The following is a 26,880-nucleotide window of genomic DNA, read 5'->3' as shown; positions in this document are numbered from 1 at the left end:
GCTGCACGGCGCGCCGTTCCACCTCGGCAGCGCGGCCGCCGGCGCGTTCGGCCTTGCGGGCGCCGCCGGCGCGCTGGCTGCGCCGATCGCCGGGCGCATGGCCGACCATCACGGCCCCGAGCGCGTCACGCGCATCGGCATCGGCATCGCAGCGGTGTCGTTCGCGTCGATGGCCGCCGCGCCGCTGATGTCGCCGCATGCCCAGCTCGTGCTGCTCGCGGTCGCGACGATCGGCTTCGATCTCGGCGTGCAGGCCACGCTGATCGCGCACCAGGCGATCGTCTACCGGATCGACCCTGCATCGCGCAGCCGCCTCAACGCGGTGCTGTTCGTCGGCATGTTCATCGGGATGGCAGCCGGCGCCGCGATCGGCAGTTTGTTGCTCGCGCAACTGGGCTGGAATGCGGTGACCGCGCTGGCCGTCATCACCTCGCTGGCCGCGCTCGCCGTGCGGATCTGGCGCCACTGACATTCCGCAGCGCACACGCAAGGCGGGCAGGCCCACAGGGCCTGCCCGCCTTTTCTTTTATTTTCGATCGGCGCACACATGACGCCGCGCGCCCTGGCAGATTGGAGCGCATCTGGCGCGACAACCGCTCATCCCGTGCAAGATCCGCACCGGCCCGCACGATTATCCAGTTCAACCCATTATTTTTCCGGCGGCCGTGCGTGTCGATACGGAAACATCGGACGATTCGGATGCACCGCGCCACGCGGCGCTCGCCCATCCGGCCCCACCGCACAGCCCCGTTTTATCAGGGGATTCCCGGTATTTTTTCGCATTTTCTTCGAAATAACGGGTGACATACTTGCCCCCCGTTGCGCTCCGGTACGAGCGCGCTTCCAGGCCCTGTCGGCCGCACGTCATGCACTGCGGTTCGCCGGGGTCGCACGATATGAACAATTTCGACACCACGATCCAGATCTTCCTTACCCAGATGACGTTCGGTCCGCTGATGAATCACGCGATCCGCGTGATCGCGGGCCTGTATACGTTCAAGGGCTTCGTGCTCATTCCCGTGCTGTGCTGGCTATGGTTCCAGCCGGGCCCGAACCGCGAGCGCCAGCGCGAGCGGGTCGTCGCGACGATCGCGAGCGGGCTCATCGCACTCGCGTTCGGCCGGCTGCTCGCACAGGTGCTGCCGTTCCGCGTGCGGCCGATCTACAACCCCGACCTGCACCTGCACTTCCCGTCGGCCGGACTGCGTGCAGCCACGCTGCAGGCGTGGAGTTCGTTTCCGAGCGATCACGCGATGCTGTGGATGGCGATCGCCGCCGGCATCTTCATCATCGCGCGCCGCGTCGGCGTGTTCGCGCTGCTGTATTCGGTCGTGTTCATCTGCCTGCCGCGCGCGTATCTCGGCTTTCATTACCCGACCGACCTGATCGCCGGCGCCGCGATCGGCATCGCGCTCGCGTGGCTGCTGACGCGCGACGCGATCCGCTCGCGCTTCGCGCCGCAGGTGCTGGCGATGATCCGGCGCTTCCCCGCGCCAGCGTATACGCTCGCGTTCCTGCTGTGCTTCGAGCTGATCACGCAGTTCGACGAACTGCTGACGCTCGCGCAGTCGGCCACTCATACGATGTGACGGGGAGACGCCGCGATGCTGCCGCTCCTTTCGTTCCGTCGTCGCCCGGGCACGCGCTGCCGGCCGTGCGCGGCAACCGCGCGCCGCGCGACGGCCGCGCCGGTCAGTCGCGATCCGGTGCGCCCAGCGGAAAGAACGAGCGATACGGCCGCGCCTCGTCGACCGCGCGTGCGAACGACGGTCGCGCCAGCAGACGCTTGCGATACGCGATCACGTTCGCGAACGACGGATCGATCCGGTGCGTCCAGTCCGCGTAGAACAGGAACGGCGCCGCGCCGCAGTCGGCGAGGCTGAAGCGGTCGCCGGCCGCCCATTCGCGATCGGCCATCTTCTTGTCCAGCCACGCATACGACGTCTCCAGCATCGCACGCGCGTCGGCGACACCACGCGCATCGCGCTCGGCATCCGGCCGCAACGCGTCGTGAACGACCTTCTGCTGCGGCGTCGACACGTAGTTGTCGAAGAAACGATCCATCGCCCGCACCTCGAGCGCCGCGTGCGGATCGTCGGGCAGCAGCCGCACGGGGCCCGGATGGTTCAGGCCGAGATACTCGATGATGATCGACGCCTCGACCACCGTGCAACCGGCGTCGACGAGCACCGGAAAACGCTTCAGCGGCCACAGCGCGGCCAGCTCCTGCATCGGCTTCGGATCGTCGTGCGCGAGCACGCGATACTCGAACGGCGTGCCGTTCTCGTACAGCGCGGTCAGCACCTTCTGGCAGTAGGACGAAAAGGGATGGGCGTATAGCGTCGGCATCATCGTGCGGTCTCTCAGGGTTTCGGCACCGCGCGATGCGGCGCCACGTGATCGGATACCTTGACGACGAACGGCACCGGGCCGTTTCGACAACGGTCCGGATTTTTTTGTACTGCGACTCGGGCCGTTACGATCGGCCGTCCATCACGACGCGCCCTTCGGCACGCCAGCGCAGCATGCCGCCGCCGAGATTCGCCACCGTGTCGAAGCCGGCCTTCAGCAGGATGACGGTCGCCTGCGCGGAGCGCCCGCCGGCCCGGCACACGGTCACGACCGGCCGGTCGCGCGCGATCTCGCCGGCACGCGCAGCCAGTTCGCCGAGCGGAATCGGCGTCGCGCCGGGCAGATGGCCGAGCGGGCCCGTGAATTCGTCCGGCTCGCGCACGTCGACGACCTGCACCGCCGGCAGATGATCCTCGAGCCACTGCGGATCGATTTCCCAGAACCCGGCGAACGTATAGACGAGCGGCGCCCAGTCGGGGGCCGCCTGCACATCGGGCGCGTTCGCGGCGACGCCGCACTGCAGGTTCGCCGGCACCGCCACGTCGATCTGGCGCGGATGCGCGAGCCCGAGGTTGCGCATGTAGCCGGCGAAATCGTCTTCGCTCAGATCGCCGCCGAGACGCGGATTGAAGCGCCGCTCCTCGCCGACGCTCGTCACCGTGAGCCCGCGATAGTCGTGCGCCGGATACAGCAGGCACGCGGCCGGCAGCGTGAAGAGCCGGCCGTGTACTGCGCGATACAGCGCGCGCGGGTCGCCCTGCTGGAAGTCGGTGCGGCCCGTACCGCGGATCAGCAGGCAATCGCCGGTGAATGCCATCGATTCGTCGTCGAGCACGAGGCTGATGCAGCCGCTCGTGTGGCCGGGCGTCGCGCGCACGGTCAGGTAGCGTGCGCCGAACGCGCAGCGGTCGCCGTCGTTCAGGTAGCGGTCGGCGCCCTGCGCGCCGCTCGCGGCCGAGATCGCGATCGTGCTGCCCGTGCGCTGCTTCAGCAGCCATGCACCCGTCACGTGATCGGCATGCACGTGCGTGTCGACGGTCGCGACGAGCCTCAGCCCGAGTTCGTCGAGCAGCGCCGCGTCGCGGCGCACCTGTTCGAACACGGGATCGATCAGCAACGCTTCGCGCGATGCGCTGTCGGCAAGCAGATACGTGTACGTCGACGATTGCGGGTCGAAGAGTTGCCGGAAGATCATCGCGAAGTCGCTCCGTCGCTGGTTGATGCGTGCTTGATGCGTGCTTGATACGTACTTAATGCGTGTTTGATGCGTATTGCCCGGCCCGCGCCGCCGCCGTCGCCGTCGCGCGGGCCGCCCCGTCGTGGTCCTGCATGGCCGGCATCCGGCCGGCACGATGAATCAGCGCGGCTGCGTCACGTAGCGCAGGTACGGCTTCAGCGTCCGGAAGCCGTCCGGATACTTCTGCTTCGCCGCATCGTCCGACACCGACGTCGGAATGATGACATCGTCGCCGGGCTTCCAGTTGACCGGCGTCGCCACCGTATGCTTCGCATTGAGCTGCAGCGCGTCGAGCAGGCGCAGCACCTCGTCGAAGTTGCGCCCGGCGCTCATCGGATAGACGAGCATCGCCTTGACCTTCTTGTCCGGCCCGATGACGAACACCGAGCGCACGGTCGCGTTGTCGACCGCCGTGCGCGGGCCGCCGCTCGCATTCGGATGAATCATGTCGTACAGCTTCGCAACCTTCAGTTCGTCGTCGCCGATCAGCGGATAGTTGACCGCGTGACCCTGCGTTTCAGCGATATCCGCCACCCACTTCCGGTGATCGCTGACCGGATCGATCGACAGCCCGATGATCTTCGTGTTGCGCTTGTCGAACTCCGGCTTGAGCCCGGCCATGTAGCCGAGTTCGGTCGTGCATACCGGCGTGAAATCCTTCGGATGGGAAAACAGGATCGCCCAGTGGTCGCCAATCCATTCATGAAAGCGGATCGTTCCCTCGGTGGTCTCCGCGGTGAAATCGGGCGCGTCCTCGCCTAGTCGAATCGACATGTTCGTCTCCGTCTAAATGGGAATCGTCACGACGCCCGCGCCGCGGCTTGCGCGCGACGCGCGATCGTCCGCGCGCGAAGTGCCGGCATGGCACATGCCGGGTTCCGCGCGTTCATATAGCCTAGTTCAAAATGCGCGAGCCACCGGCATGCGGTGTGCGGCATCCGCCGTGCCGTGGCCGATTCCGGCGACGAATGCGGTGCAGCACGACGTTGCGCCGCACCCGGCCGCTAGCGAGTACGCACTGACTTACACTACCGGCTGTTCTCGTCTTACGTTCACAGGAATGCCGCCGACATGTCGATGACGATCGATCCGAAGCAGGCCGCCGCGCTGCTGGCCGTCGCCGACACGGGCAGCTTCGAGCAGGCCGCCGTGCGCCTGCACGTGACGGCGTCCGCCGTCACGCAGCGGGTCCGCGCGCTGGAGGCGAGCCTCGGCACGCCGCTTGTGCTGCGCACGCGGCCGTGCCGCCCGACGGTGGCCGGGCAGCGCGTGCTGCAGCACCTGCGCCGCGTCGCGCTGCTGCAGGCCGACCTGCAAAGCACGCTCGCCACCGAGCGCGAATCGCCGATCTCGGTCACGATCGCGCTCAACTCCGACAGCCTCGGCACGTGGTTTCTCCCCGCGCTGACGTCGGTGCTCGCGGGCGAGCGCATCCTGTTCGAGCTGATCGTCGAGGATCAGGACCATACGTTCGCGCTGCTCGAAAGCGGGATGGCAGTGGGCTGCGTGACGACCGAGCCGAAGCCGATGCGCGGCTGCCTCGCGACGCCGCTCGGCACGATGCGCTACCGGCTGCTCGCCGCCGCCGCGTTCGCGGTGCGCTGGTTTCCGCGCGGGCTGAACCGCACGAGCGCGCGCAAGGCGCCCGTCGTCGCGTATTCGCGGCGCGATACGCTGCAGTCGTCGTTCCTGAAGGAGAAGTTCGGGTTGCCCGAAGGGGCCTACCCGTGCCACTACGTGCCGGGCACGCATTCGCACTTCGCGGCGGTGCGGCACGGGCTCGGCTATGCGATGGTGCCGGAGCCGCTGATCGGCAGCGCGCCGCTCGACGTGCAGGGGCTCGTCGATCTCGCGCCCGCGCATCCGACCGACGTCACGCTGTACTGGCACGCGTGGACCGTGCAGTCGCCGACGATGGCGTCGTTGTCCGAGCGGGTCGTCGAAGCGGCGCGCCGGCTGCTCGCGCCGCTGCCGTGACGCGCGTGTGAGCGACACCGCCGACGCCGCGTGCGGCATGCGGCATGCGGCATGCGGCATGCGGTGTGCGGCGCGGTACACCTAAACGACGAGAGACCCCGCCGCGCCGCCTATACTTTTTCCATCGGCCTCGCGAACGCGCCGCGCGGCCGATCACGCCCATCCGGCCGCGCCCTTTCCCGTCAGGAGAACATCATGTCTCGCCGCTACATCGATTGCCGCGAGTTTCCCAGCGCGACGAACTGCTCGGTCGCGATTTCTGCCGACTCCGACAACGAACTGCTGGAAGCCGCCGTGCAACATGCGGTCCTGGTACACCAGCACACCGACAGCGCCGAACTGCGCACGCAGCTGAAAGCGCTGTTCCGCGACGGCACACCGCCCGCCGACGCACCCCGGCAAGCGTAATCCGCCGGCTCGCCCGATATCGACAGACGGGTTGCCACGTCGCCCCCGCCGCCTCTCCGCCTCCTGCTTCGCGCCACATCGCGCCGGCGCCCCCGCCGGCCGGCGCATTCCACCTCACGCGCGGCGCTGCGCGAAATACGCACCGACCGCGTCGATAAACGTATCGATGTCCGCGCGCGACACGTCGCAGTGCGTGACGAAGCGCGACGCGTACAGCATCTGCGTGAGGATCCCGCGCGCCTTGAGCCACGCCTCGAGCGGCGCGCAATCGGCTTCGGGGAATTGCGCGAACACCATGTTCGTCGCGTGCGACAGCACCTTCACGGCGTCGATGCGCGCGAGGCCTTCCGCGAGATGCGCGGCATTCGCGTGATCGTCCGCGAGCCGCTCGACGTTGTGGTCGAGCGCGTACAGGCACGCGGCCGCGAGAATGCCCGACTGCCGCATCGCACCGCCGAGCACCTTGCGCCAGCGCTGCGCGCGCTCGATCAGCGCGCGGTTGCCGACCAGCACCGAGCCGACCGGTGCACCGAGCCCTTTCGAGAAGCAGATCGACACGGTGTCGAACGGCGCGCCCAGCTCGGCGATCGAACGGCCCGACGCGACGGCCGCGTTGCACACGCGCGCGCCGTCGAGGTGCAGCGACAACCCGCGGCTGCGCGCGAACGCGGTGACTTCCTGCACATAGCCTTCCGGCAAGACCTGGCCGCCGATCGTGTTTTCGAGCGCGAGCAGGCGCGTGCGGGCAAAGTGATTGTCGATCGGCTTGATCGCCGCGGCGATCTTCGCGAGCGGCAGCGTGCCGTCCGGCGCGTTCTCGATCGGCTGCGGCTGGATGCTGCCCAGCACGGCCGCACCGCCGCCTTCGTACTTGTAGGTGTGCGCGAGCTGGCCGACGATGTATTCGTCGCCGCGTTCGCAATGGGCCATCAGCGCAGCCAGGTTGCTCTGCGTGCCGCTCGGGAAGAACAGGCCGGCTTCCTTGCCGGCCCGCTCGGCGGTCACCGCCTGCAGGCGCAGCACGGTCGGGTCGTCACCCCATACGTCGTCGCCGGTTTCGGCGGCAGTCATCGCGGCCAGCATTGCCTGGCTCGGACGTGTCACGGTATCGCTGCGTAAATCGATCATCGCTGAGTCCTGGGTAAACGCGGACCGGAACCGATGCGTCCGGCCCTGCCGAAACGAGACTCAGAGTGTACGCAATTCATGCCGCGCCTGCCGATGGCCGATGGCCGACGCGCACCCCGATTCCGCGTGCACGAGGTCGTTCCAATGACGCGACGCGCCATATTGACGCACGTGCGTCAGACCGCCACGCCCCGACTGCGCACGCCGCAAGCAGCCTTCTTGATACGAATCAACGATTTACCCCGGAATCGTGCGCGACGGGCTGGACATCTGCGACGAGTTGGCGCATTTCGCGGTGCAACATCGCGGCACATACTCCGGCCAACCCCGACGCCCGTCCGCCGGGGTCCGCCGGCACCCGCCGGCGGGTATCGTCAGCCTCGGTCAACTGGTATGGACACCGCTCTTTCGGCCCTCGATCTGGCCCGCCTGCAATTCGCGTTCACCGTCTCCTTTCACATCGTCTTTCCGGCGCTGAGCATCGGCCTCGCCAGCTTCATCGCCGTGCTCGAATATCGCTGGCTGAAAACCGGCAAGCAGTACTACAAAACCCTCTGCCTGTTCTGGTCGAAGATCTTCGCGGTCGCGTTCGGCATGGGCGTCGTCTCCGGCGTCGTGATGAGCTACCAGTTCGGCACGAACTGGTCGGGCTTCTCGAGCTTCGCCGGCGCCGTCACCGGGCCGCTGCTGATGTACGAGGTCATGACCGCGTTCTTCCTCGAGGCCGGCTTCCTCGGCATCATGCTGTTCGGCTGGAACCGCGTGAGCCCGCGCGCGCACTTCGGTGCGACGCTGATGGTCGCGATCGGCACGCTGATCTCGACGTTCTGGATCCTCGCGTCGAACAGCTGGATGCAGACGCCGCAGGGCTTCGAGATCGTCGACGGCCGCGTCGTGCCGACCGACTGGTTCGCGATCGTCTTCAACCCGTCGTTCCCGTACCGCCTGTTCCACATGGCGATCGCCGCATTCATCGTCGCCGCGCTGGTGGTGGCCGCGACCGGCGCGTGGCACCTGCTGAAGGGCCGCCGCGACAAGGGCGTGAAGAAGATGTTCTCGATGGCGCTGTGGCTGCTGCTCGTGCTCGCACCGCTGCAGGCCGTGATCGGCGACCAGCACGGCATCAACACGCTGAAGCACCAGCCCGCGAAGATCGCCGCGATCGAAGGGCTGTGGGAAACCGAGAAGGGCGGCACGCCGCTCAACCTGTTCGGCATTCCGGACATGAAGGCGGAAACGACCCGCTACGCGGTGAAGGTGCCGCACCTCGGCAGCCTGATCCTCACGCACAGCTGGGACGGCGAGATCCGCGGGCTGAAGGAATTCCCGCCGGAAGACCGCCCGAATTCGACGGTCGTGTTCTGGAGCTTCCGGATCATGGTCGGCCTCGGCTTCGCGATGATCGGCCTCGCCGCGCTCGCATGGTTCCTGCGCCGTCGCGGCCGCCTGTATGAATCGAAGTGGTTCCAGCGCTTCGCGCTCGTGATGGGCCCGACCGGCTTCGTGTCGCTGCTCGCGGGCTGGGTCACGACCGAAGCCGGCCGCCAGCCGTGGGTCGTGTATGGCGTGATGCGCACCGCGCACGCGGTATCGCCGCTGTCGGTGCAGCAGGTCAGCCTGTCGATGATGACGTTCGTGATCGTGTATTTCCTCGTGTTCGGCACCGGCGTGTACTACATGCTGAAGCTGATGAAGGCCGGTCCCGCGCTGCCCGACGTGAAGCACGACACCACGCCCGACACGCGTCCCGATCACACCGCGCGCCGCCCGATGTCGGCCGTCGACGAGCCGCTCGAGACCGTCTGAGCCCCACCCCATCCGCACACGAGAAAACCTATGGACGTCACCGTAATCTGGGCCGCGATCATCGCATTGGGGCTCTTCATGTACGTCGTGCTCGACGGCTTCGACCTCGGCATCGGCATCGTCTTCCCGTTCTTCCCGGACGAGAAGGAACGCGACCTGATGATGAACACGGTCGCGCCCGTGTGGGACGGCAACGAGACCTGGCTCGTGCTCGGCGGCGCCGGGCTGTTCGCGGTGTTCCCGGTCGTCTATGCGACCGTGCTGTCGGCGCTGTACCTGCCGCTGATCTTCATGCTGGTCTGCCTGATCTTCCGCGGCGTGTCGTTCGAGATCCGCGCGAAGGCGCGGCGCACCAAGCAGCTGTGGGATCTCGCGTTCATCGGCGGCTCGGCCGGCGCGACGCTGTTCCAGGGGATCGCGCTCGGCGCGTTCCTGCAGGGCATCAACGTGAAGAACGGCGTGTTCGCGGGCGATGCCTTCGACTGGCTCACGCCGTTCAGCCTGCTGACCGGCCTCGGCCTGATCGTGACCTATGCGCTGCTCGGCTGCTGCTGGCTCGTCGCGAAGACGGAAGGCGACCTGCAGCGGCGCCTCCATCGCGTCGTGTGGCCGCTGACGGTCGTGCTGCTCGGCTTCATCGCGGTCGTCAGCCTGTGGACGCCGCTGCAGGATCCGGCCATCGCGCAGCGCTGGTTCGATTCGGGGCTGTTCTGGCGCCTGCTGCCGGTGCCGTTCCTGGTCGCCGGGTGCGCGGTGTGGATGCGGCGCGCGGTGCGCAACCGGCATGACATGACGCCGTTCGTGCTCGCGCTGGCGCTCGTGCTGCTCGGCTACGTCGGCCTGCTCGTCACGCTGTTCCCGTATGCGATTCCGCAGACGATGACGATCTGGGAAGCCGCGGCGCCGCGTTCCAGCCAGACCTTCACGCTGGTCGGCGCAGCGGTTATCCTCCCGATCATCATCGCTTATACGACGATGGGTTATTGGGTATTCCGAGGCAAGGTGCGCCATGAAGACCAGCATTACTACCACCACTGATTCCGCCGGGCGCCCCGCCGCGGCGCCACGGTCGCGGATGCGCGGCTGGATGTGGTTCGTCGTCCTGTGGGCGGGCGGCGTGATCGGCGCCGTCACACTCGGCTACGCGTTCAAGATCTTCATGAACCTGACGCTGTTTGCGGTGAAGTAGGCCGGCCGACTGACCGGCATTCCCCCCTCCGGACGCCTCGCGCATCTGTCGATCGATCGACGGATGCGCCGCTCCCGCTACCACGGGAGTCGCTGTTGCGGCGCGCGCCGCATGACGCCGAGCTTCAATCCCGGCATGCCGAATGTGTGTCCGTGGTGTCGCGTCTGCCTGTTCACCAGGAACAGTGCCATTTCGGCAGGAATCTATACCGATCGTGCCTGTCGATGCCGGCAATCCATGTAGATATCGGCCGAAACAGCTATTTCGCGCGCTCGATGGCAGCCTACCGCCGTTCGCGCAGCACCGCCTCGATCTTGCGATCGGTCTTGTACTGACTCAGCGCATACACCGACCAGATCGCGGCCGGCAGCCAGCCGATGATCGTGATCTGCAGAATCAGGCAGATGATCCCGGCGATCGGGCGGCCGATCGTGAAGAACTGGAACCACGGCAGCAGCAGGGCAAGCAGAAGGCGCATCTGGAATCCTCTCGAGGCGTCGTTGAACGTTCGTGCGCAGCCAATATGGCGAGTTGCCCGCGCCATTTCAAGTCCGGGACCAACAACCCCGGACGAGAAGCCATACCCCATGCCACCGGCCTACGCCGAATCGGCCAGCCACCGCGCAGCCCGCGCAACGAGCGGATCCGCTTCGTCGAAGCATTCGGCGCCCGCCACGCGCGGCGCGTCGCAAATCGCGAACACCGGCTTGCCCCACTGCAACCCGAGCGCGATCTCGGACAGCGTGCCGAGCCCGCCGCCGACTGCGATCAGGCACAGCGACGCACGCGCGACCAGTGCGTTGCGCGTGATGCCGAGCCCGGTCGGCAGCGCGACGCTCAAATAGGGATTCGCGAGCGTCGCATCGTCTTCCGGCAGCAGCCCGATCGCGCACCCGCCGGCCGCATGCGCGCCGCGCGCGGCCGCCTCCATCACGCCCTGCTTGCCGCCGCCGACGATGGCGACACCCGTCGCCGCGAGCGCATGCGCAACCCGCTCCGCGACCCGCATCTGCTCGTCGGTCGCCTCACGCGGACCGATCACGCCAACCGGCATGCGATGCCGCCGCGTGCCGCGCTGCCGCTGCGCGAGTTGCGCCAGCGCGTCACACGCCGCTTCCGACCATTCATCCATGACGTCGTTGCCGTACAAGGCCTTCCCCCAATGCAAGAACGCAGGTGCAGATCGCCGTCAGCACGATCGACAGCACGGCCGCCTGCGAGAAATCGGTCTGCCCGTCCGACAGCTTCAAATACATCAGCAGCGGCAGGATGTTGATCTGCGTGCCGGCCAGCGCGAGCGCCGTGCCGTAAGTGCCGAGCGCGATCGCCGTGACGAGGCACCACGCGGACGCGACCGACGGCCACAGTTCGCGCCACGCGACGTCGAGCCACGCGCGCCACGGCCGCGCGCCGAGCGTCAGCGCCGCCTCGAGCGGCCGCCGGTCGAGATTCGCGAGCGCCGGATAGATCATCAGCGCGACCCGCGGAATCAGGTAGTACGCATACGCGACCGCCAGCCCGGGCATCGTGTAGATCGCGCCGCCGAGCACGTTCGGGTCCGCGCCCAGCGACGCTGCCAGCGTGGTGACGAAGCCGGCGCGGCCGAACGCGAGGATGAAGCCGTAGGCGATCACCAGCCCGGAGAACGCGAGCGGCACGCCGAGCAGCGCGAGCGTCCAGTGGCGGCGGGCGGGTGATTGCCCCGCCAGCGCGAATGCGACCGGCACGCCGACGCCAACCGACAGCGTGCCGGCACCCACCGCCAGCGCCAGTGAACGTCCGATCGCATCCGCGACGAGCGGATCGCGCAGCACCGCGGCGAACGCACGGCCACCGTCCGTGAAGGCCGAGCCGACGAGCGCGGCGAGCGGCAGCGCGAAGCACACCGCCAGCAATACCGCCGCCGGCACCGCGCCGAAGCGGCGCAACGCGCCGCGTTCCGCCAGGGAGGTCTGCATCGTGTGCCCCTTAGTTGCCGAGCGTCGCCTGCGACCAGAGCTGGTCGACTTCGGCTTTGCGCGTCGCCGCCTTCGCCACGTCGAGCGGGCGCACCTGCGGCGCCTTCGGCAGCTTCGCCGCGACGTCGGGCGCGACCGGCGTGCCGGGCACGGCCGGCCGCACGAAGCCCTGCGCGAACAGCGCCTGCCCGGCGTCGCTCATCACCAGGTTGAGCCAGAGCTGCGCGGCGGACGGGTTCGGACCGTTCTTCACGAGGCTCATCGCATACGGCGCCGATACGCTGCCGTCCTGCGGAATCACGACGTCGGCCGCGTCGCCCATGCCGTCGACGTACTTCGCCTTCAGGCCGTCGTTCTCGTAGCCGATCAGGATCGGAATCTCGCCCTTCACGAACTTCGCATAAGGCGTCGTGCCCTCGACGCGCAGCACGTTGCCCGCGCTCTTCAGCTTGCCGAAGAATTCCGCGCCGGGCTTCGGGTTCTCGACGCTGCCGCCGTTCGCATACGCAGCCGCGAACACCGCGACCTGCCCCTGCCCGGTCGAACGCGGGTCGAGATAGACGACCGCGTTGCGATATTCCGGCTTCAGCAGGTCGGACCAGCGCTGCGGCACGTTCTTCACGAGCTTGCGGTTGACGAGGAATGCGATGTTCAGCGAATGCACCGCAAACCAGCGGCCGTCGGCCGAGCGAAACACGTTCGGCAGCTTGTCGAAGTTGACCGGCTTGAACGGCGCGACGACGTCCTTGCTCTCGGCATCGAGCGCCGACGCCGCGAAGTAATACGCGGTATCGGCCTGCGGACGGCGGCGTGACTTGTCGAGCGCGACCACGGTGGCCGCCGAGCCGATGTCGTTGTAGGTGATCTCGACCTTCGGATAGCGCTTGCGGAACTCGGCGAACAGCGCCTTCCAGTTCGCCCATTCGGGGCCCGTGTCGAACGACACGACGAGCCCTTCGTCGGCGGCTTTCGCATACAGCGCGTCCTCGCCCGGATACAGCGGTGCGGCGTGCGCCGGCGCGGCAGCCAGCGCCGCGACCGCGCACAGCGCCAGCACGCCGGCGCGCAGGGTTTTCACAAGAGGGTGGCCTGCAAGCATCGGGAATCTCCGTTGAATGAAAGGGGTCATTGCGCGGCCGGCGCGGCCGGCAGCACGAGCAGATGGCGCGGTTCGATCGCGATACGCCGTGTGGCCGGCACGCGGCCTTCGCACAGCAGCGGGTCGGCCGAGCCGGCGGGAATGAAGTCGTAGCGTTGCGTCGCGCCGAAGTAGCGCACTTCGCCCGGGCAGCCGTCGATGCGGTTCACGCCGTGCTCCGGCGGATCGGCCTCCACGTGCTCGGGCCGCACCAGCACCTCGATCTCGGCGCCCGGCTGGTGCGCGCCGGTCTCGACGCGCAGCGTCGCGAACCGCACGTCGACGGTGTCGTGCGCGATCACGCGGCCGCGCAGCAACGTCGAATGCCCGACGAAGCGCGCGACCTGCGCGGACGCGGGCCGCTCGTACAGGTCGCGCGGCGTGCCTACCTGCAGCACCCGCCCGCCGTCGACGATCGCGACGCGGTCGGCCATGCTCAGCGCCTCGTCCTGGTCGTGCGTGACGAGCAGCGTCGTCGCGCCGCACGCGCGCTGCAACGCGCGAATTTCGTCGCGTAGCTGATGGCGGATGCCGGCGTCGAGCGCCGCCAGCGGCTCGTCGAGCAGCAGCAGCTTCGGTTCGATCACGAGCGCGCGCGCCAGCGCGACGCGCTGCTGTTGCCCGCCGGACAGCATCGCGATGCCGCGCTCCGCGTGCGCCGCCAGGCCGACGCGCTCGAGCATCTCGTGCGCGCGCCGCCGCCGCGCATCGGCCGCGACACCGCGCATCCGCAGCCCGTACGCGACGTTGTCGGCCACCGACAGGTTCGGAAACAGCGCGTAGTGCTGGAACACCATGCCCACTTCGCGCCGCCACACCGGCACGCCCGCCATGTCGTCGCCGCCGATCGCGATGCGGCCGCTGCCGCCGTCGAGCAGGCCGGCCGCGAGCCGCAGCAGCGTGGACTTGCCGGAGCCGCTGCGCCCCATCACCGCGAGCAGCTCGCCTTGCGCGGCGGACAGCGTGACGTCGTCGACGCCGTGACGCGCGCCGGGATACTGGAAACTGACGTGTTCGAATTCGAGACTCATGACGGACTCACTTCATACGTTGCACGGTGCCGACCGACACGAGCGTCGCGAGCACGGCGAGGACGAGCAGCACGACGGTGGCCGCGCACGCCATCCCCGACGCGCCGTAGAACGCCTGCAGCAGCACGATCGGATAGTTGCGGTAGCGAAAGCCGGCGATCAGGTTCGAGATCTGGAATTCGCCGATCGACAGCGCGGCCACCATCACGAGCCCCGAAAACAGGCTGTGCCGCAGGTTCGGCAGCACGATCGTGAAGAACTGGCGCAGCGGCGTCGCACCGAGCGTCGCCGCGCAGGTCTCGAGGCGCGCGAGCCCGAGGTGGCGCAGGTCGCTGAGGAGCGTCTGCAGCAGGTACGGCAGCGTCAGCACCGCGTGGGCCGCGATCATCAGCGGCAACGTGCCGAGCCACGGCAGCGTGTCGCCGCTGAAGATCGCGATGTAGCCGAAGCCGAGCGTCAGCGCGGGCACGCCGACCGGCATCAGCATCACGACGCGCGTCGCCATGCCGCGCCCGGCCTGGGCACGATGATGCAGCGCATAGGCAAGCGGCAGGCCGATCAGTGCGTTGAGCGCGCAGCACGCCAGCGCCACCGTCAGGCTCACGCCGAATGCGCGGGTAAAGCTGCGATTCCCGGCCAGATCGGCGAACCAGTGCCCGGTGAAGCCGGTCGGCAGCAGCGTGTTCGTCCACGACTGGCCCACCGAGCCGATCAGCAGCAGCGCGATCGGCAACAGCAGGTAGAGCCCGAACACCGCGACGAGCGCGTTCAGCAGAAGGCGTCCGGCACGCGGACGCGCGGGCCTGTTACGCGAAATCGGAACACCATCGGCCAGTGCCGGGGCGGTAGACGCAGGCATGGAAACACTCGCGGACAAGAGACAAAGATGCCGCGCAACGCCCGCCGGTCGGGGCTGTCACGCGTTTTCTGGACTGCCGCAGTGTGCGGTTCCGACATGGCATCGTCATGAAAAAAACGTACAAAGCCCGCATCGATCTGTGCGCCGAAGGAATAGTCGCGATGAAGCACCTGTATCCGAACATCGCGGAACTGCACGCGTTCACCTGTTCTGCGAAGTACCTGAATTTTTCCTATGCGGCCCGCGAGCTGGGCCTGACGCCCAGCGCGGTCAGCCGGCAGATCGCGAATCTCGAGGCGCTGTTCGGCGTGAAGCTGTTCGCGCGCGAGGGGCGCAGCCTCGTGCTCACGCGCGCCGGGCAGGTGTACCACGCACGTGTCGCCGGCCCGCTGCGCGAGATCGGCAACGCGTCGATCGAGCTGCTGAGCGCGCGTGAGAACGGCGACCTGCTGACGATCGCCAGCGTGCCGACGTTTACGACCAAGTGGCTCGTGCCGCGGCTCTCGCGCTTTCTGGCCGTCGCGCCGGGCGTCACGCTGAGCTTTCGCCGTCATCTCGCGCACGGCGACATCTTTCCGTTCGGGCTCGACGCGGCGATCCGCTACGGCGACGGCGCCTGGGAAGGGGTGCGAAGCGATTACCTGGACGGCCGGACCTTCGTGCCCGTCTGTGCGCGTGAATTCGGCGAGCGGCACGCGTTGCGCACGCCCGCCGACGCCGTCACGGCGCCGCGCCTCGTGCACGAGCAGGCGGAAATCGCGTGGTCCGCGTGGGCGGAACGCCATCGCGCCACGCAAATGAACGCGCTCGCCGGGCCGCGCTTCGAACAGTATTCGGTGCTGATCCAGGCCGCGCAGGCAGGACTCGGGCTCGCGCTCGTGCCGCGTTTCCTGATCGCGGACAATCTCGCGGCCGGCACGCTCGTCGAACCGTTCGACGCGCCCGTCGAGGTCGACGCGCAGGGGCACTACCTGTGCTATGCGCCGGAACGCCTCGAGACGAGCGAAGCGTTGCGGCACTTCAGGGAATGGATGCTGGACGAATGCGCACCGGCGTAAGCCGGCCCGCATTCGTCATGCGGCGGGACGCGCGCCGCCGCGCACCCCGTCCCGGACACCGCCTGGCGGCAGCGTCCGGCAGACGTCGTCAGCGACCGATACCCAGCCCCGGCAGCACGCCGGTATTCTCGGCCACCACGGCATGCAGCAGGCGCGGGTTCGCGCCGAGCAGCGCGAGGATCGTCGGCGCGACCTGCTTCGTGCCGACAGTGTCGGTCACCGTGCGTGCGCGATGCAGGCCCGGATACGACACGAGCAGGCCGAGGTGGCTGTCGTCCGGCGCGTTGCCGCCGTGCTCCTCGTCCTTCTTCGTGCTCGACGTGTAGATCACGCCCGGATTCGGCTGGACGACGATGTCCGGCGTGCGGCCGTTGGCCGGATCGCCGAAGCGCTCGGCCAGCGCCGCGCCGTACAGGATGGTGGCCTGCGAACCGTCCGCGCAGATCCCCGGCGCGTTGCAGCCCAGGTTCGCCTTCAGCGTCTCTACGACGGCCGTGCGCTGGTTGCGGTCACGCAGCCAGATCAGGCCGACGTCGTCGGTCTGCACGAAGCCCGTGCCGACCAGGCCGGAGCCGTCGTTCAGGTTGCCTGTCTTCGTGTTGGCCTGGCCGAAGTTGCCGTTCGGGTCGATGTAGTTGTTCGCTTCTAGCAGCTTCGTCAGCGTGTCGCCGTTCTTCACGAGCTTCGTGTGATCGGTCGGCGACTGGCCATGCTTCGACGTGACGATCACGGCCGTCGACGCGTACAGGTTCGCCTGCTTCAGCGCCGCGACGACATGACCGATCGCGTTGTCGACATACGTGATCGCGTTCGCGACCTGCCCGTTCGGCGTGAAGTTGGCATCCAGGTAGCCGCCGGCCTTCGTCACCAGCGCCTTCTGCGCGACGCTCAGCGTCTGGAAATTCGCGCCGAACAGCGTCGGCACCGGCGCGCTCTTGGTGCCCGTCGAGTCGCGGCCGTTGATCTGGTTGATCAACGCCTGCACGTGCAGGTTGTCGAACTGCGCGGTATGCGAATAGACGTCCGTGTAGTCCGTTTGCGTCGCCGGGTCGATCGAGTTGATCTCGGTGCGCGCGAGATCGTCGACGCCGGTGCCCGACGGCCCGTTCAGCCAGTCGTAGCCCCACGCATGCTTGTCGGCCCACGCGGTGGTTGCGTTCGGGATGCCCGCCTTCACGGCCTCGAACACCGTGTTGGTCTTCACGTAGTTGTGCGGATAGACCGGCACGCACTTGCCGTTGACCTTCGCGTTCGGGATCGCCTGCGGGTTGAACGCGCCGCCGCCATTCAGGTGGACGAGCGCGCCGCCGTTCTGGGCATCGATGCCGGTCGTCTCGTCGAATACGACGTTCCAGCCCTGCTTGCCCGAGCAGCTCGTGTCGCCCGGCGCGTACAGGTTGCGGTCATACGACACGTCGTAGAACAGGCCGGCCGTCTTCGGCGAGCCGCCCGTCACGAGCGCGGCGAGCCCCGGGAACGAATCCGACAGGCCCGGCGTGTACGCGTTCGCGTACGTCACGCCGTGCTGCGCGAGCACCGCGATGTTCGGGCACGTGTTCGCGCCGATGCAGCGCGCGAGATCCTGCTCGTGCAGGCCGTCGACGCTGATCAGCAGCACGTGCTTCACGACGCGGCTTGCGTGGCCGCGGTCCTCGCCCTGACTGTTGCCGTCCTGCTGCGCCGCGTGCGCACCCGCACCGGCGAGCGCCAGCGCGCCCGCCACCATCGCCACCCATTCCCGCTGCTTTCCAAGGAAAGACATGATCACCCCACCTCATCGATTGACGTTGAACTGCGTGACTTGCCATCAGGCGCGCAAAATATCGCCGGATCGTGCGGCGGTCCGATGAAGCGGGGCTTTCTGTTTTCTATCAAACGTAACCAATCGCAAGTGACACGATGCGGTCGCAAAGCAAGGCGTCCTGACGCACATTGCGACGTGCCCGCACGATGTCCGCACCGAGTCGGTGCACGGTGCGCGCGGTCATCCGCCACGTGATTTTTTTCCCGCTTGGCGTATGACTATTGGCGTGTAATAAAGGGTTTTCCCTGACCCGGAGCACGAGTATGTCGACCCTGGAAGCACTCCGGTTCGTGCTGGACGATGCACGCACCCCCGAAATCATTCGCCACCACGTCGTCGACGCGTTGCAGTACGCGTTGCGCAACTACGGACAGGTATTCACGGCGAAGGAAGTCGAATGGCTGGCGCAGTGGGACGACGCGCGTCTGCCGCTGGCCGCGAAGAAGGAATTGGGCAAGCGCGAGGAACCGGCGATCGCCGTGCGCTGAAGGAAGCGCGCCGCCGCGCCCGAACGGATGAACGGACGCGGCGGCGGATGGCCTGCTTACTGCAGGCCGAAGTCGACGCGGGTGGTCGCGCCCTTGTCCTCGATGCCCTTCGCGTCGAGCTTCGGCGCGACGACGAACACGCGGCTCGAATCGATCTTCCCGTCGAGGTACTGGCGCACGGCCTGCGCGCGCTGCTGCGCGAGCGCACGCAGCGCGTTGTCGTCGGCCGGCGCATGGTCGGCGAGCGCCTTCTTCATGTCGGCGTCGGGCAGCGTCTTCTGCAAGCCGACCAGGTTGCGCGGCTTCTTGAAGTCGGCGGCCTTGTACGCGCGCGTCAGGTACTTGCTGTATTCGGCCGGCTCGACCTTCACCGACATCGGGTCGATGCTCTCGCCCTGTCCGACCACGTCCTTCAGCTTCTGCTGGCGCACCAGCCGATCGACGTATGCGTCGCCGAGCCCCGACGTGTCCTTCGCCGGATCGACACGGCCGATCAGGTCGAGGCGGATCGACGGCTTCTCGGTCAGCATCTTCACGACGGTGTCGAGCTTCTTCTGCTGCGCGTCGTCGAGCTGGTACGAGCCCGGTGCGAATTCGACGTAGCCGAGATCCTCGCCGCCGCTGCCGAACGCATGCGCGAGCAGCGAGAACGGCGACGTGACGGCCTTCGCGATCAGGTTCAGCACCGCGCGCCAGATCAGCCCGCCGACGCTGAACTCCGGATTCGACAGCGAGCCCGACACCGGCAGGTTCACGTCGATCTGGCCGCGCGTGTTCTTCAGCAGCGAAATCGCGAGCTTCACCGGCAGCTTGGTGGCCGTGTCGTTCTCCACGTGATCGCCGAACGTGAGCTGGTCGATGAAGATGTGGTTGTTCGCCTTCAGCTGGTCGTTCGCGAGCTCGTAATGCAGGTCGACGTTGAGCTTGCCCTTCGTGATCGGATAGCCCGCGTACTTCGCCGAGTACGGCGTCAGGTTGGTCAGCTCGATGTCGTGCGCGGTCGCCGTGAGGTCGAGCGCCGGCTTCTCGATCAGCGGGTTCACCGAGCCCTTGATCGAGATCGGCCCGTTGCCCGCGAGGTTCGCGGCGACGTCGACCGGCGCGGACGTCGTCGAATCCGTGCCGAACGCGCCGACCGTGCCCTTGATCGCGACGAGATTCGCCGTGTAGTTCGGCTTGATGAAGTTGTCCGTATACGTGACACGGCCGTTCTGCAGCAGCAACTCGCCGAAATGCATGCGCACCGGGTTCTGCGGCGGCGGCGCGGCCTTCACGACCACCGTTGCCGACGCGGCGGCCGGCGCCGATGCAGCCTGCGGCGACAGCGGCACCGGCTCGCCCTTGCTCGCGTCACGCGTGAGCGACTGCGCGGGGCCGGTTTCCTTCGCGACCACGTCCTTCAGGTTCAGGCGCCCTTGCGTGTCGAGCAGCACGCGACCGTAGAAGTTCGAGAACGTCACGCGCGCGGCGTCGACGTCGGTACCCTTCTCGTCGTAGTTCACCTTCAGGTTCGACAGCGCGAGCGAGCGCCAGCCCGCGAACGGGTCGGAAGTCGCCTTGTCGAGCATCCGCACGTCGACGAGCGCGACGTCGCCGCGATAGGTCGCGCGCGGCGCATCCTTCACCTGCGCGAATGTCAGGTTGCCCTGCGCGTTGAGCAGCGCGCTCGCGATCGCCGCGTTCAGCGCGCTGCCGAAGTACGGCTCGAACGCGGCCGCGTCGAGGCGGTTGCCGTTGATCTTCAGGCCGAGCTTCAACGGCTGCGCGGTCACGTCGCCCGTCACGTCCAGCGAGCCCTTGCGGTTCAGCGTCGCTTTCAGCTGCACGGGCAGCGGCTTGGTCATGTCGTCGCTGATCTTCTGCACCGACAGGTCCAGCGGCTTGATCGCCAGCTTCACCGGGCGCGGCGTCGACAGGTCGGTGAAGTTCGCGGACGAATCCTTCACGTTCAGCGCATCGATCCGGTAATGCCACGACGGCGCGGCGGCCGCGGCCTTGCGCGCGACCGTGCGCTTCGGCACCGACGCCTGCGCGGGTTCGGCCAGCGCCGCGAGGTCGATCTTGCCGTCCTTCAGGCGCTGTACGTCGAGCGCGAGCCCGCTGGCATCGACGCTCGCGATCTCCACGGTGCGCGTGGCCACGTCGACCTTCGCGATCTTCGCGCTTGCGTCCGGCAGCACGATCGCGGACGCCTTCGCGTCGGGCGTCGCGATCTTCAGCGACTTCAGGCTGACCGTGCTGTCGGCCACCTGCGCGGCGAGCGGCGTCTTGCCCCAGTCGGCCTTCGCGTTGACGGTTGCGCCGAGCGTGCCGTCGAGCACGCGCGCACGCGTGGCTTCGCCGAGGTACGGCTGCAGCGCCGGCAGCGCGAGCGCGGCGACCGTCAGTTTGCTGTCGGCCTGCTTCTCCGCGAGATTGAACGTGCCTTCGGCCGTCACGTCGCCGCCGCGCGACAGCGACGTCGACAGCGTGTATTTCGCGGGCGTCTTGCCCTGCATCGAGAAGCCGTCGAGCGTCGCGGCGAGCTTCGTGAGCGACAGCGCGGTCGGCGTCGCCGGCACGCGGTCGTCGACGTTGACCGTGCCGCCGTCGATCGCGAAATGACGGATCGTCAGGTCGAGCGGCGGCGCCGCCTTCGCGCCGGCGCCGGCTTCGGCCTTGGCGCCGCTGGCGGCGGCTTCGGCCGCGGCGGAAGCGGCCGCGGCGCCCGACGCCGCCGGCGTGCCCTCGGCAGCCTTCGGTGCGGCGGCCGGTTGCGCGGCGAGCGTCTCGACGTTCAGCACGCCCTGCTTGTCGCGCGACAGGTCGACCACCGGCTGGTCGATCCGGATCTCGTCGAAGTGCATCGCGTTGCGCAGCGGCTCCAGGCTGGCCGCCGCGACGTGCACGCCGCGCGCGGCGAACAGCGGCGCGGACGCATGGTCCGTCACCTTCGCGTCGTTCAGGTCGACGGTGCCCGATACGCGCAGCGCGGGCGTCTCGCCGCTCATCACGAAATTGACCTTGAGGTCGCTGCTCAAGAGGCCGCTCGTCACGGCCACCGGCAGCTTCGCCGGCACGTACGAGATCAGCTTCGGCACGTCGAGGCGGTCGAACTTCAGCGCGATCTCCGATTCGCGCGACTGCGCGAACGGCTTGGTCTTGCCGTCGATCGCGATCGGGCTGCCGTCGAAGCGCGCGCGCAGCTTCGGCTCGACGAAGATGTCGGTCTTCGAGGCCAGCGTCGCGACATACGGGATGCCGAGCGTCCAGTTGTCGACGACGTGCTTTTCGTTCAGCAGGCGGTCGTCGAAATCGATCCGGCCGTTGTTGACCTGGATGTTCGACACCGAGAACTGCGTCGGCTTGCTTTCGGGTTTGGGCGACGGTGCCGAGAACTTCTCGATCAGGTCGGTGAAGTTGAAGCGCTGCGCGTCGTAGCGGACGATATGAAAGCGCGGCGAATCGAGGCGGATTTCATTGACGATCGGCGCGCCGCGGAACAGCGACGACCACGACGGCCGCACGACGAGCTTCGCGATGTCGACGAAGTCGCCCTGCCCGCCTTTGTCGCCGAGATGGATGCCGTCGGCTTCGAGGTTCAGCGTGTACGGGTTCAGCGCGATGCGCTGGATCGTGGCGGGCCGGTCGAGCTGCTTGGTCAACTGCTGTTCGGCGATATGGCGAATCAGCGGCGGCGCCGCGAAGAATCCGAGCAGTCCGAATAAAACGAGGAAGATCAGCAGGCCGATGCCGATGCGGCGGGTCCGGCGCGAGCGTGCAACGCCACCGAGGGCATGGAGGGTCGAGGATACGGTTTCTTTGTCTGCGCTTGCCATGCTTGAATGCCTCGGGACGGGATGCCTGGCCGCACCGGACAACCGGGCGGCCGCGCACGCTATCCCGAAAGTATAGGCTCAGGAGGTGACGGTACGGGGTTCGGGCGCCGTCGCGCCCGCCGGTCGGACAACGCCGCCGGTCATCCGTTCATTTCCGGACGACGACGGGCGGCATCCACGACCCGTCGCTCGCCCGCGGCTTCGGCGCGTACAGGCGCAACGCGAGTGCGAAATCGGCGCGCGGCGCCGGCAGCCAGTTGGCCGCATGCGTGCCGCCCGGCGACGCCGACACGACGATGTCGATCGAGCCGTCGTGGTTGCGGCGCAGCCGGTCGCGATCGCCGAGCGAGCGGCGCGCCGACCCGACGTCGGGCAGCGCACCGTTCGTCGTGTACGGCGTGAGCGTCCAGAACGCGCGCACCGGCGGCAGCGCACCCGGCGCGAAATGCAGCACGTAGCGGTTCGCACCGTTCAGCGGATGACCGTCGCTGTCGACGCGGACGACCGCGAGCGTTTCGTCGTCGCGCGTCGCGGTACCGAACTGCGTGTAGGCCGCGTACGCACGCAGCGTGTAGTCCTGGCCGTACTTGCCGGCCGTGTCGCCGATCCAGCTCCAGCCGTTCGCGTTCAACAGGTTCGACGGTGGCGTTGCGAGCCGCGCGCGCGCCTCGGCGACGCCTGCCGTCGCGGCCGCGAGGCGGTCGCCCGTCCACAGCACCGGGTAGCCGGCCGACACGCCGATGTCGCCGAGCAACGACTGCGCGTGCGCGTCGTCGGCCGGCGCCGGGTTGTCCTGCAGCGCCTGTGCGAAGCGCGCGAAGAACGCCTTCGGGTCGAGTGAAGCCACCTGCTCGGCCGGCGTGCCGCCGCCCACCGCTTCGGACGGCGCGCTGCCCGCATGGACCGCAACCGACGCGCCGCGCGCGGCGCCCGTGTAGACGGACAGCGGCACCACGCGGATCGCGCGCTGCAGCTTCTTCACGTTCGTCAGGTCGCGCCCGCCGCTCGTCTGCAGCCGGACTTCGAGCCACGCGTTGGCCGACGGGACGTCGATCCGGACCGCGCCCTTCGGCAGCGTGCCCTGCCAGTCCTTCGCGGCGAATGCAATCGTTTGCGATCGCGCGCCGCCCCGGGCACCGTTTGCGCCCACGCTCGACGACGACCACAGCACGTTCGTCCACATGTCGAGTGCGCGCGCGTCCCAGTAGCGGCCGCGCGTGTCGGGCAGCGTGACGATCACGGGTTCGGCGGCGACGTCGAGCCAGCCGGTCGAGTCGAGCGTATCGACACCCGGCAGCGGCGGATTGACCGCGCCGACGGGCGGCAGCGCCTGCGCGTGGCGCAGCGTGTTGAGCGGCGCCTGCCCCGGTTGCGCGCCGTCGCCGCCCGTCGCCGCTTCCTTCGCGACGTCCATCAGCACGAGCGGATACGCGTAGACATAGGAGTCGGCGACTTCCGCGCGCATCCAGCCGGTTTTCCGCTGGATCGCGTCGGGTGGCGACGCGCACCCCGCTAGCAACGCCGCCATGGCCAGCGACGCGCACGCGCGCCGCAGAGAAACTGATTCCTGCTGGTTTTCAATCATCGATTACTGGCCGAATATCGTTCTTTTCAGTCAACGCCCTGTTCGACTTGCGAATGGCGAAAACAAGGCACCCCAGCCTGCCCGGATAACCGTTTCGCTACGTTTCGTCACGGTGGGCGCTGATGTCAGGCCGGTATCATAGCGCCTACGGGCATCCCCCAATATGCCGAATAGCTGGCGGGGCTTAATCGCGGGCCGGGCGAGTCTGAAATATTTCACCGGATCTTCGGGAAAATTGGGGTGGCATCGAAGCGGCTGCAGCCTGCTCCAGGTCCACCCCAACGCGGATCGAGCCGCCATCCGGATTGACAAATGGTGTCACTATTGACGCCATTCAGCCTGGCAAGCGATTGGAATATCCTCGAGCAAATGAGGCGCGAGCCCTCGAATGTGCGATTCGGCGATCTGTTCAGGGTCTGCGAAGCGCACTTCGGACAGGCCCGCCAATCCGGTTCAAGCCATGCCATTTTCAAGGCACCGTGGCAAGGCGACCCGCGAGTGAATATCGTGGCTGGACGCGACGCCGGAAGGCGCGCTGGCCGGCATCCGCCGGCTCGTCGCCGATGTCGTGCGCGACATGACCGCGAACGGCGAAAAGGTGCCTGAGCCGATCGCCGACCGCACCTACAACGGCGAATTCAAGGTCCGCATCCCGCCGCAGGCCCACCGCGCGCTGGTGATCCGGGCCGCCGAACAAGGCGTCAGCCTGAACCGTCTCGCGAGCGCCAAGCGCTGCGCGTGACCGCGCAGGCGTGTGCACACGCATGACGCCCGGCTTTCCGCCTGGAAGCCGGGCGTTCGCTTTTTCCAGCCGTGGCACCCTGTGAACAGCGATGGCCTTGTGCCGATCCGCCTACCTTGCCTCGCATCGTCATGCACCGCTTGACCTTACCACCATGGGAATGTTGATACTGGAACCATTCGCGGCATGAGCCGCGCATTCAGGGAATCCGACATGACTGAACCACTTGTCTCCGCAGCGCGGCATACGATCGAACTGAGCGTCGACGGCATGCATTGCGGCGGCTGCACGGGCCGCGTGCAACGGGCGCTGGCCGCGGTGCCGGGCGTCGTCGAAGCGACGGTCGACCTCGACGCGCACGCGGCGACGGTGACTGCGCAGGAAACGGTCGAGGCCGCACAACTCGTCGATGCGGTCGGCGCAGCCGGCTACCGCGCCGCCGTGCGTGCGCCGGTGCTCGAAGCCGCCACGGCAGCGCATGCCCATCCTGTCGAAGCGTCGCCCACGCCGATGGCCGCAGCCGCTTCCACTACCCGCCGGCCGCTTCCGGCCGACAGCACCATCGAACTCGACATCGACGGGATGACCTGCGCATCGTGCGTGTCGCGCGTCGAGAAGGCGTTGGCGAAGGTGCCGGGCGTCACGCGCGCGTCGGTCAATCTCGCGACCGAACGGGCCACCGTCGACGCCGCGCCCGACGTTACCGCCGCTCGGCTCGCCGAAGCCGTGCAACAAGCCGGCTATGGCGCGACGCCGGCTGCCGGCGCGACGATCCCGCCGGCAGCGTCCACCGCCCCCGCCGACCTCGAACTCGACATCGGCGGGATGACCTGCGCGTCCTGCGCCGGCCGCGTCGAAAAGGCGCTGGCCGCCGTGCCGGGCGTCGCGCGCGCTACCGTCAACCTCGCGACCGAGCGCGCGTCGGTGCACGGCGCTGGCGCCCTCGACGCCGCCACGTTGATCGCGGCCGTCACCACCGCCGGCTACCGCGCGTCGCTCACCGCCGCGTCATCGGCCGGTGCCACGGCCGGCACCGATGCGCAGCCGGCCAGCCCCGCGCAGGACCCCGACGCCCGCAAGCGCCTCGAAGCGATTCGCGAACGCGATCTCGTGATCTGGTCTGCGGTGCTGAGCGCACCGCTCGTCGCGCCGATGCTCGTCGCGCCGTTCGGCATCGACCTGATGCTGCCCGGCTGGCTCCAGCTCATGCTCGCATCGATCGTCCAGTTCGGCTACGGCGCGCGCTTCTATCGCGCGGCCTGGCATGCGGTGAAGGCGCGCACCGGCAACATGGACCTGCTCGTCGCGCTCGGCACGTCGGCCGCGTACGGGCTGAGCCTGTGGATGCTGCTGCGCAACCCCGCGCATCCCGGCCACCTGTACTTCGAGGCGTCGGCCGTCATCGTGACGCTGGTGCGCTTCGGCAAGTGGCTCGAATCGCGTGCGAAGCGCCAGACCACCGACGCGATCCGCGCGCTGAACGCGCTGCGTCCCGACCGGGCGCGCGTCGTCGAGCACGGCGTCGAGCGCGACGTGCCGCTGGCGCAGGTACGCGTCGGCACGCGCGTCAGCATCCGCCCCGGCGAGCGCGTACCCGTCGACGGCCGGATCGTGTCGGGCCGCTCGCACATCGACGAATCGCTGATCACCGGCGAAAGCCTGCCGGTGCCGAAGGACGACGGCGACTCCGTCACGGCCGGCTCGATCAACGGCGAAGGCGCGCTCATCGTCGAAACCACCGCGATCGGCGCGGAGACGACGCTCGCGCGCATCATCCGCCTCGTCGAATCCGCGCAGGCCGAGAAGGCGCCGATCCAGCGGCTCGTCGATCGCGTGAGCGAGGTGTTCGTGCCGGCGATCCTCGGCATCGCGTTGCTGACGCTGGTCGGCTGGCTGATCGCCGGCGCCGGCACGGAAACCGCGATCCTCAACGCGGTCGCGGTGCTCGTCATCGCGTGCCCGTGCGCGCTCGGCCTCGCGACGCCCGCCGCGATCATGGCCGGCACGGGCGTGGCAGCCCGGCACGGCGTGCTGATCAAGGATGCGCAGGCGCTCGAACTCGCGCAGCGCACGACCGTGATCGCGTTCGACAAGACCGGCACGCTGACCGAAGGCAAGCCGTCCGTGACGGCGTTCGAAGCCGTCGGCGTGCCGCATGACGAAGCGCTCGCGCTCGCGGCGGCGGTGCAGCGTCAGAGCGACCATCCTCTTGCGCGCGCCGTGGTCGCCGCGCACGACGCCGACGCAGCCGCGCGCGGTGTCGCAGCGTCGTCGGCCGTCGCGGCCGATGCGCGCGCGGTGG

General features: G+C 68.2%; 24 protein-coding genes. 11 read left to right on the top strand and 13 right to left on the bottom strand.

The annotated features are described in order from the left end of the window. Positions 1-469 (top strand): MFS transporter (locus G3N64_RS30225; protein WP_205787417.1); only part of this gene is annotated, 469 nt, incomplete at its 5' end. A 427-nt stretch (positions 470-896) separates the two neighbouring features. Next, positions 897-1,589: a phosphatase PAP2 family protein gene (locus G3N64_RS30220; protein ID WP_205787415.1), complete on the top strand. Its 693-nt coding sequence runs from the start codon at positions 897-899 to the stop codon at positions 1,587-1,589. A gap of 103 nt (positions 1,590-1,692) precedes the next feature. Here the strand turns inward: G3N64_RS30220 and G3N64_RS30215 are convergent, their stop codons facing one another. The 3 genes from G3N64_RS30215 to G3N64_RS30205 form a co-directional block, all read right to left on the bottom strand. Then, entirely contained in the window at positions 1,693-2,352 is a 660-nt protein-coding gene (locus tag G3N64_RS30215) for a glutathione S-transferase family protein (RefSeq protein WP_205787413.1), read from the bottom strand. Positions 2,353-2,476: 124 nt separating this feature from the next. After that, on the bottom strand, positions 2,477-3,547 hold the full coding sequence (locus tag G3N64_RS30210; RefSeq protein WP_205787411.1) for an MBL fold metallo-hydrolase: 1,071 nt from the start codon (positions 3,545-3,547) through the stop codon (positions 2,477-2,479). Between the two features lie 162 nt (positions 3,548-3,709). Next, complete coding sequence (locus tag G3N64_RS30205) at positions 3,710-4,363, bottom strand: peroxiredoxin (protein WP_085038041.1); 654 nt, start codon at positions 4,361-4,363, stop codon at positions 3,710-3,712. Positions 4,364-4,660: 297 nt separating this feature from the next. Here G3N64_RS30205 and G3N64_RS30200 point away from each other — a divergent pair, with 297 nt between their 5' ends. Continuing rightward, a complete protein-coding gene (locus tag G3N64_RS30200; protein ID WP_205787409.1) occupies positions 4,661-5,566 on the top strand; it encodes an HTH-type transcriptional regulator ArgP in 906 nt (301 codons plus the stop codon). A 195-nt stretch (positions 5,567-5,761) separates the two neighbouring features. Further along, positions 5,762-5,974 carry a DUF1059 domain-containing protein gene (locus tag G3N64_RS30195; RefSeq protein ID WP_039349722.1) on the top strand — a complete coding sequence of 71 codons (213 nt, stop codon included), beginning with the start codon at positions 5,762-5,764 and terminating at the stop codon, positions 5,972-5,974. A 114-nt stretch (positions 5,975-6,088) separates the two neighbouring features. Here the strand turns inward: G3N64_RS30195 and ltaE are convergent, their stop codons facing one another. Next, positions 6,089-7,102, bottom strand: a complete 1,014-nt coding sequence (gene ltaE / locus G3N64_RS30190; RefSeq protein WP_205787407.1) for a low-specificity L-threonine aldolase — start codon at positions 7,100-7,102, stop codon at positions 6,089-6,091. Between the two features lie 393 nt (positions 7,103-7,495). Here ltaE and G3N64_RS30185 point away from each other — a divergent pair, with 393 nt between their 5' ends. The 3 genes from G3N64_RS30185 to G3N64_RS30175 are packed head-to-tail and all read left to right on the top strand — an operon-like array spanning position 7,496 to position 10,097. Continuing rightward, on the top strand, positions 7,496-8,908 hold the full coding sequence (locus tag G3N64_RS30185; RefSeq protein ID WP_205787405.1) for a cytochrome ubiquinol oxidase subunit I: 1,413 nt from the start codon (positions 7,496-7,498) through the stop codon (positions 8,906-8,908). Positions 8,909-8,938: 30 nt separating this feature from the next. Beyond that, positions 8,939-9,946, top strand: a complete 1,008-nt coding sequence (gene cydB, locus G3N64_RS30180) for a cytochrome d ubiquinol oxidase subunit II (protein WP_205787403.1) — start codon at positions 8,939-8,941, stop codon at positions 9,944-9,946. Next, the gene (locus G3N64_RS30175) at positions 9,918-10,097 is read left to right on the top strand and encodes a hypothetical protein (RefSeq protein ID WP_205787401.1); all 180 of its coding nucleotides are present in this window, start codon (positions 9,918-9,920) and stop codon (positions 10,095-10,097) included. Before cydB ends, G3N64_RS30175 begins: the two co-directional genes overlap by 29 nt. Before the next feature lie 283 nt (positions 10,098-10,380). Here G3N64_RS30175 and G3N64_RS30170 read toward each other — a convergent pair whose 3' ends face one another. The 6 genes from G3N64_RS30170 to G3N64_RS30145 form a co-directional block, all read right to left on the bottom strand. After that, positions 10,381-10,575: a YqaE/Pmp3 family membrane protein gene (locus tag G3N64_RS30170; RefSeq protein WP_174971372.1), complete on the bottom strand. Its 195-nt coding sequence runs from the start codon at positions 10,573-10,575 to the stop codon at positions 10,381-10,383. A gap of 120 nt (positions 10,576-10,695) precedes the next feature. Further along, positions 10,696-11,229, bottom strand: a complete 534-nt coding sequence (locus G3N64_RS30165) for a TIGR00725 family protein (protein WP_205787399.1) — start codon at positions 11,227-11,229, stop codon at positions 10,696-10,698. Further along, on the bottom strand, positions 11,222-12,055 hold the full coding sequence (locus G3N64_RS30160; RefSeq protein ID WP_205787398.1) for an ABC transporter permease subunit: 834 nt from the start codon (positions 12,053-12,055) through the stop codon (positions 11,222-11,224). Before G3N64_RS30160 ends, G3N64_RS30165 begins: the two co-directional genes overlap by 8 nt. A 10-nt stretch (positions 12,056-12,065) precedes the next feature. Next, positions 12,066-13,154 carry an extracellular solute-binding protein gene (locus G3N64_RS30155; protein ID WP_205787397.1) on the bottom strand — a complete coding sequence of 363 codons (1,089 nt, stop codon included), beginning with the start codon at positions 13,152-13,154 and terminating at the stop codon, positions 12,066-12,068. A 26-nt stretch (positions 13,155-13,180) separates the two neighbouring features. Beyond that, positions 13,181-14,224, bottom strand: coding sequence for an ABC transporter ATP-binding protein (locus G3N64_RS30150; protein ID WP_205787396.1), 1,044 nt, complete (start codon positions 14,222-14,224; stop codon positions 13,181-13,183). A 7-nt stretch (positions 14,225-14,231) separates the two neighbouring features. Next, positions 14,232-15,083, bottom strand: a complete 852-nt coding sequence (locus G3N64_RS30145; RefSeq protein WP_205787395.1) for an ABC transporter permease subunit — start codon at positions 15,081-15,083, stop codon at positions 14,232-14,234. A 161-nt stretch (positions 15,084-15,244) separates the two neighbouring features. Between G3N64_RS30145 and G3N64_RS30140 the strand changes: the two genes are divergently transcribed. Next, positions 15,245-16,141 carry a LysR substrate-binding domain-containing protein gene (locus G3N64_RS30140; protein WP_205787394.1) on the top strand — a complete coding sequence of 299 codons (897 nt, stop codon included), beginning with the start codon at positions 15,245-15,247 and terminating at the stop codon, positions 16,139-16,141. A gap of 88 nt (positions 16,142-16,229) precedes the next feature. Here the strand turns inward: G3N64_RS30140 and G3N64_RS30135 are convergent, their stop codons facing one another. Continuing rightward, the gene (locus tag G3N64_RS30135; RefSeq protein ID WP_205787392.1) at positions 16,230-17,909 is read right to left on the bottom strand and encodes an alkaline phosphatase family protein; all 1,680 of its coding nucleotides are present in this window, start codon (positions 17,907-17,909) and stop codon (positions 16,230-16,232) included. Positions 17,910-18,208: 299 nt separating this feature from the next. Between G3N64_RS30135 and G3N64_RS30130 the strand changes: the two genes are divergently transcribed. Further along, positions 18,209-18,433 (top strand): hypothetical protein, encoded by a 225-nt coding sequence (locus G3N64_RS30130; RefSeq protein ID WP_047851328.1) that lies wholly within the window; start codon positions 18,209-18,211, stop codon positions 18,431-18,433. Positions 18,434-18,489: 56 nt separating this feature from the next. Here the strand turns inward: G3N64_RS30130 and G3N64_RS30125 are convergent, their stop codons facing one another. Next, positions 18,490-22,251, bottom strand: coding sequence for a DUF748 domain-containing protein (locus G3N64_RS30125; protein ID WP_205787390.1), 3,762 nt, complete (start codon positions 22,249-22,251; stop codon positions 18,490-18,492). Between the two features lie 148 nt (positions 22,252-22,399). After that, a complete protein-coding gene (locus G3N64_RS30120; RefSeq protein WP_205787388.1) occupies positions 22,400-23,836 on the bottom strand; it encodes a DUF1254 domain-containing protein in 1,437 nt (478 codons plus the stop codon). A gap of 502 nt (positions 23,837-24,338) precedes the next feature. Here G3N64_RS30120 and G3N64_RS30115 point away from each other — a divergent pair. Continuing rightward, complete coding sequence (locus G3N64_RS30115) at positions 24,339-24,578, top strand: toxin-antitoxin system HicB family antitoxin (RefSeq protein ID WP_205787419.1); 240 nt, start codon at positions 24,339-24,341, stop codon at positions 24,576-24,578. Positions 24,579-24,791: 213 nt separating this feature from the next. After that, a partial coding sequence (locus G3N64_RS30110) for a heavy metal translocating P-type ATPase (protein WP_205787386.1) occupies positions 24,792-26,880 on the top strand: 2,089 nt, incomplete at its 3' end.

The sequence above is a fragment of the Burkholderia sp. Ac-20344 genome (assembly GCF_017104975.1).
Taxonomy (GTDB): domain Bacteria; phylum Pseudomonadota; class Gammaproteobacteria; order Burkholderiales; family Burkholderiaceae; genus Burkholderia.
The sequence above is the reverse complement of the archived record's forward strand: the minus strand, read 5'-3'. Positions and strand labels throughout refer to the sequence as shown.

Bases quoted from the DNA above. Each gene is read 5' to 3' on its own strand.
- G3N64_RS30120 (WP_205787388.1), bottom strand. From the start codon at position 23,836: ATGATTGAAAACCAGCAGGAATCAGTTTCTCTGCGGCGCGCGTGCGCG.
- G3N64_RS30160 (WP_205787398.1), bottom strand. From the start codon at position 12,055: ATGCAGACCTCCCTGGCGGAACGCGGCGCGTTGCGCCGCTTCGGCGCG.
- G3N64_RS30145 (WP_205787395.1), bottom strand. From the start codon at position 15,083: ATGCCTGCGTCTACCGCCCCGGCACTGGCCGATGGTGTTCCGATTTCG.
- G3N64_RS30130 (WP_047851328.1), top strand. From the start codon at position 18,209: ATGTCGACCCTGGAAGCACTCCGGTTCGTGCTGGACGATGCACGCACC.
- G3N64_RS30200 (WP_205787409.1), top strand. From the start codon at position 4,661: ATGTCGATGACGATCGATCCGAAGCAGGCCGCCGCGCTGCTGGCCGTC.
- G3N64_RS30210 (WP_205787411.1), bottom strand. From the start codon at position 3,547: ATGATCTTCCGGCAACTCTTCGACCCGCAATCGTCGACGTACACGTAT.
- G3N64_RS30195 (WP_039349722.1), top strand. From the start codon at position 5,762: ATGTCTCGCCGCTACATCGATTGCCGCGAGTTTCCCAGCGCGACGAAC.
- cydB (WP_205787403.1), top strand. From the start codon at position 8,939: ATGGACGTCACCGTAATCTGGGCCGCGATCATCGCATTGGGGCTCTTC.
- G3N64_RS30170 (WP_174971372.1), bottom strand. From the start codon at position 10,575: ATGCGCCTTCTGCTTGCCCTGCTGCTGCCGTGGTTCCAGTTCTTCACG.
- G3N64_RS30220 (WP_205787415.1), top strand. From the start codon at position 897: ATGAACAATTTCGACACCACGATCCAGATCTTCCTTACCCAGATGACG.
- G3N64_RS30140 (WP_205787394.1), top strand. From the start codon at position 15,245: ATGAAGCACCTGTATCCGAACATCGCGGAACTGCACGCGTTCACCTGT.
- G3N64_RS30205 (WP_085038041.1), bottom strand. From the start codon at position 4,363: ATGTCGATTCGACTAGGCGAGGACGCGCCCGATTTCACCGCGGAGACC.
- G3N64_RS30215 (WP_205787413.1), bottom strand. From the start codon at position 2,352: ATGATGCCGACGCTATACGCCCATCCCTTTTCGTCCTACTGCCAGAAG.
- G3N64_RS30175 (WP_205787401.1), top strand. From the start codon at position 9,918: ATGAAGACCAGCATTACTACCACCACTGATTCCGCCGGGCGCCCCGCC.
- G3N64_RS30125 (WP_205787390.1), bottom strand. From the start codon at position 22,251: ATGGCAAGCGCAGACAAAGAAACCGTATCCTCGACCCTCCATGCCCTC.
- G3N64_RS30155 (WP_205787397.1), bottom strand. From the start codon at position 13,154: ATGCTTGCAGGCCACCCTCTTGTGAAAACCCTGCGCGCCGGCGTGCTG.
- G3N64_RS30185 (WP_205787405.1), top strand. From the start codon at position 7,496: ATGGACACCGCTCTTTCGGCCCTCGATCTGGCCCGCCTGCAATTCGCG.
- ltaE (WP_205787407.1), bottom strand. From the start codon at position 7,102: ATGATCGATTTACGCAGCGATACCGTGACACGTCCGAGCCAGGCAATG.
- G3N64_RS30150 (WP_205787396.1), bottom strand. From the start codon at position 14,224: ATGAGTCTCGAATTCGAACACGTCAGTTTCCAGTATCCCGGCGCGCGT.
- G3N64_RS30165 (WP_205787399.1), bottom strand. From the start codon at position 11,229: ATGGATGAATGGTCGGAAGCGGCGTGTGACGCGCTGGCGCAACTCGCG.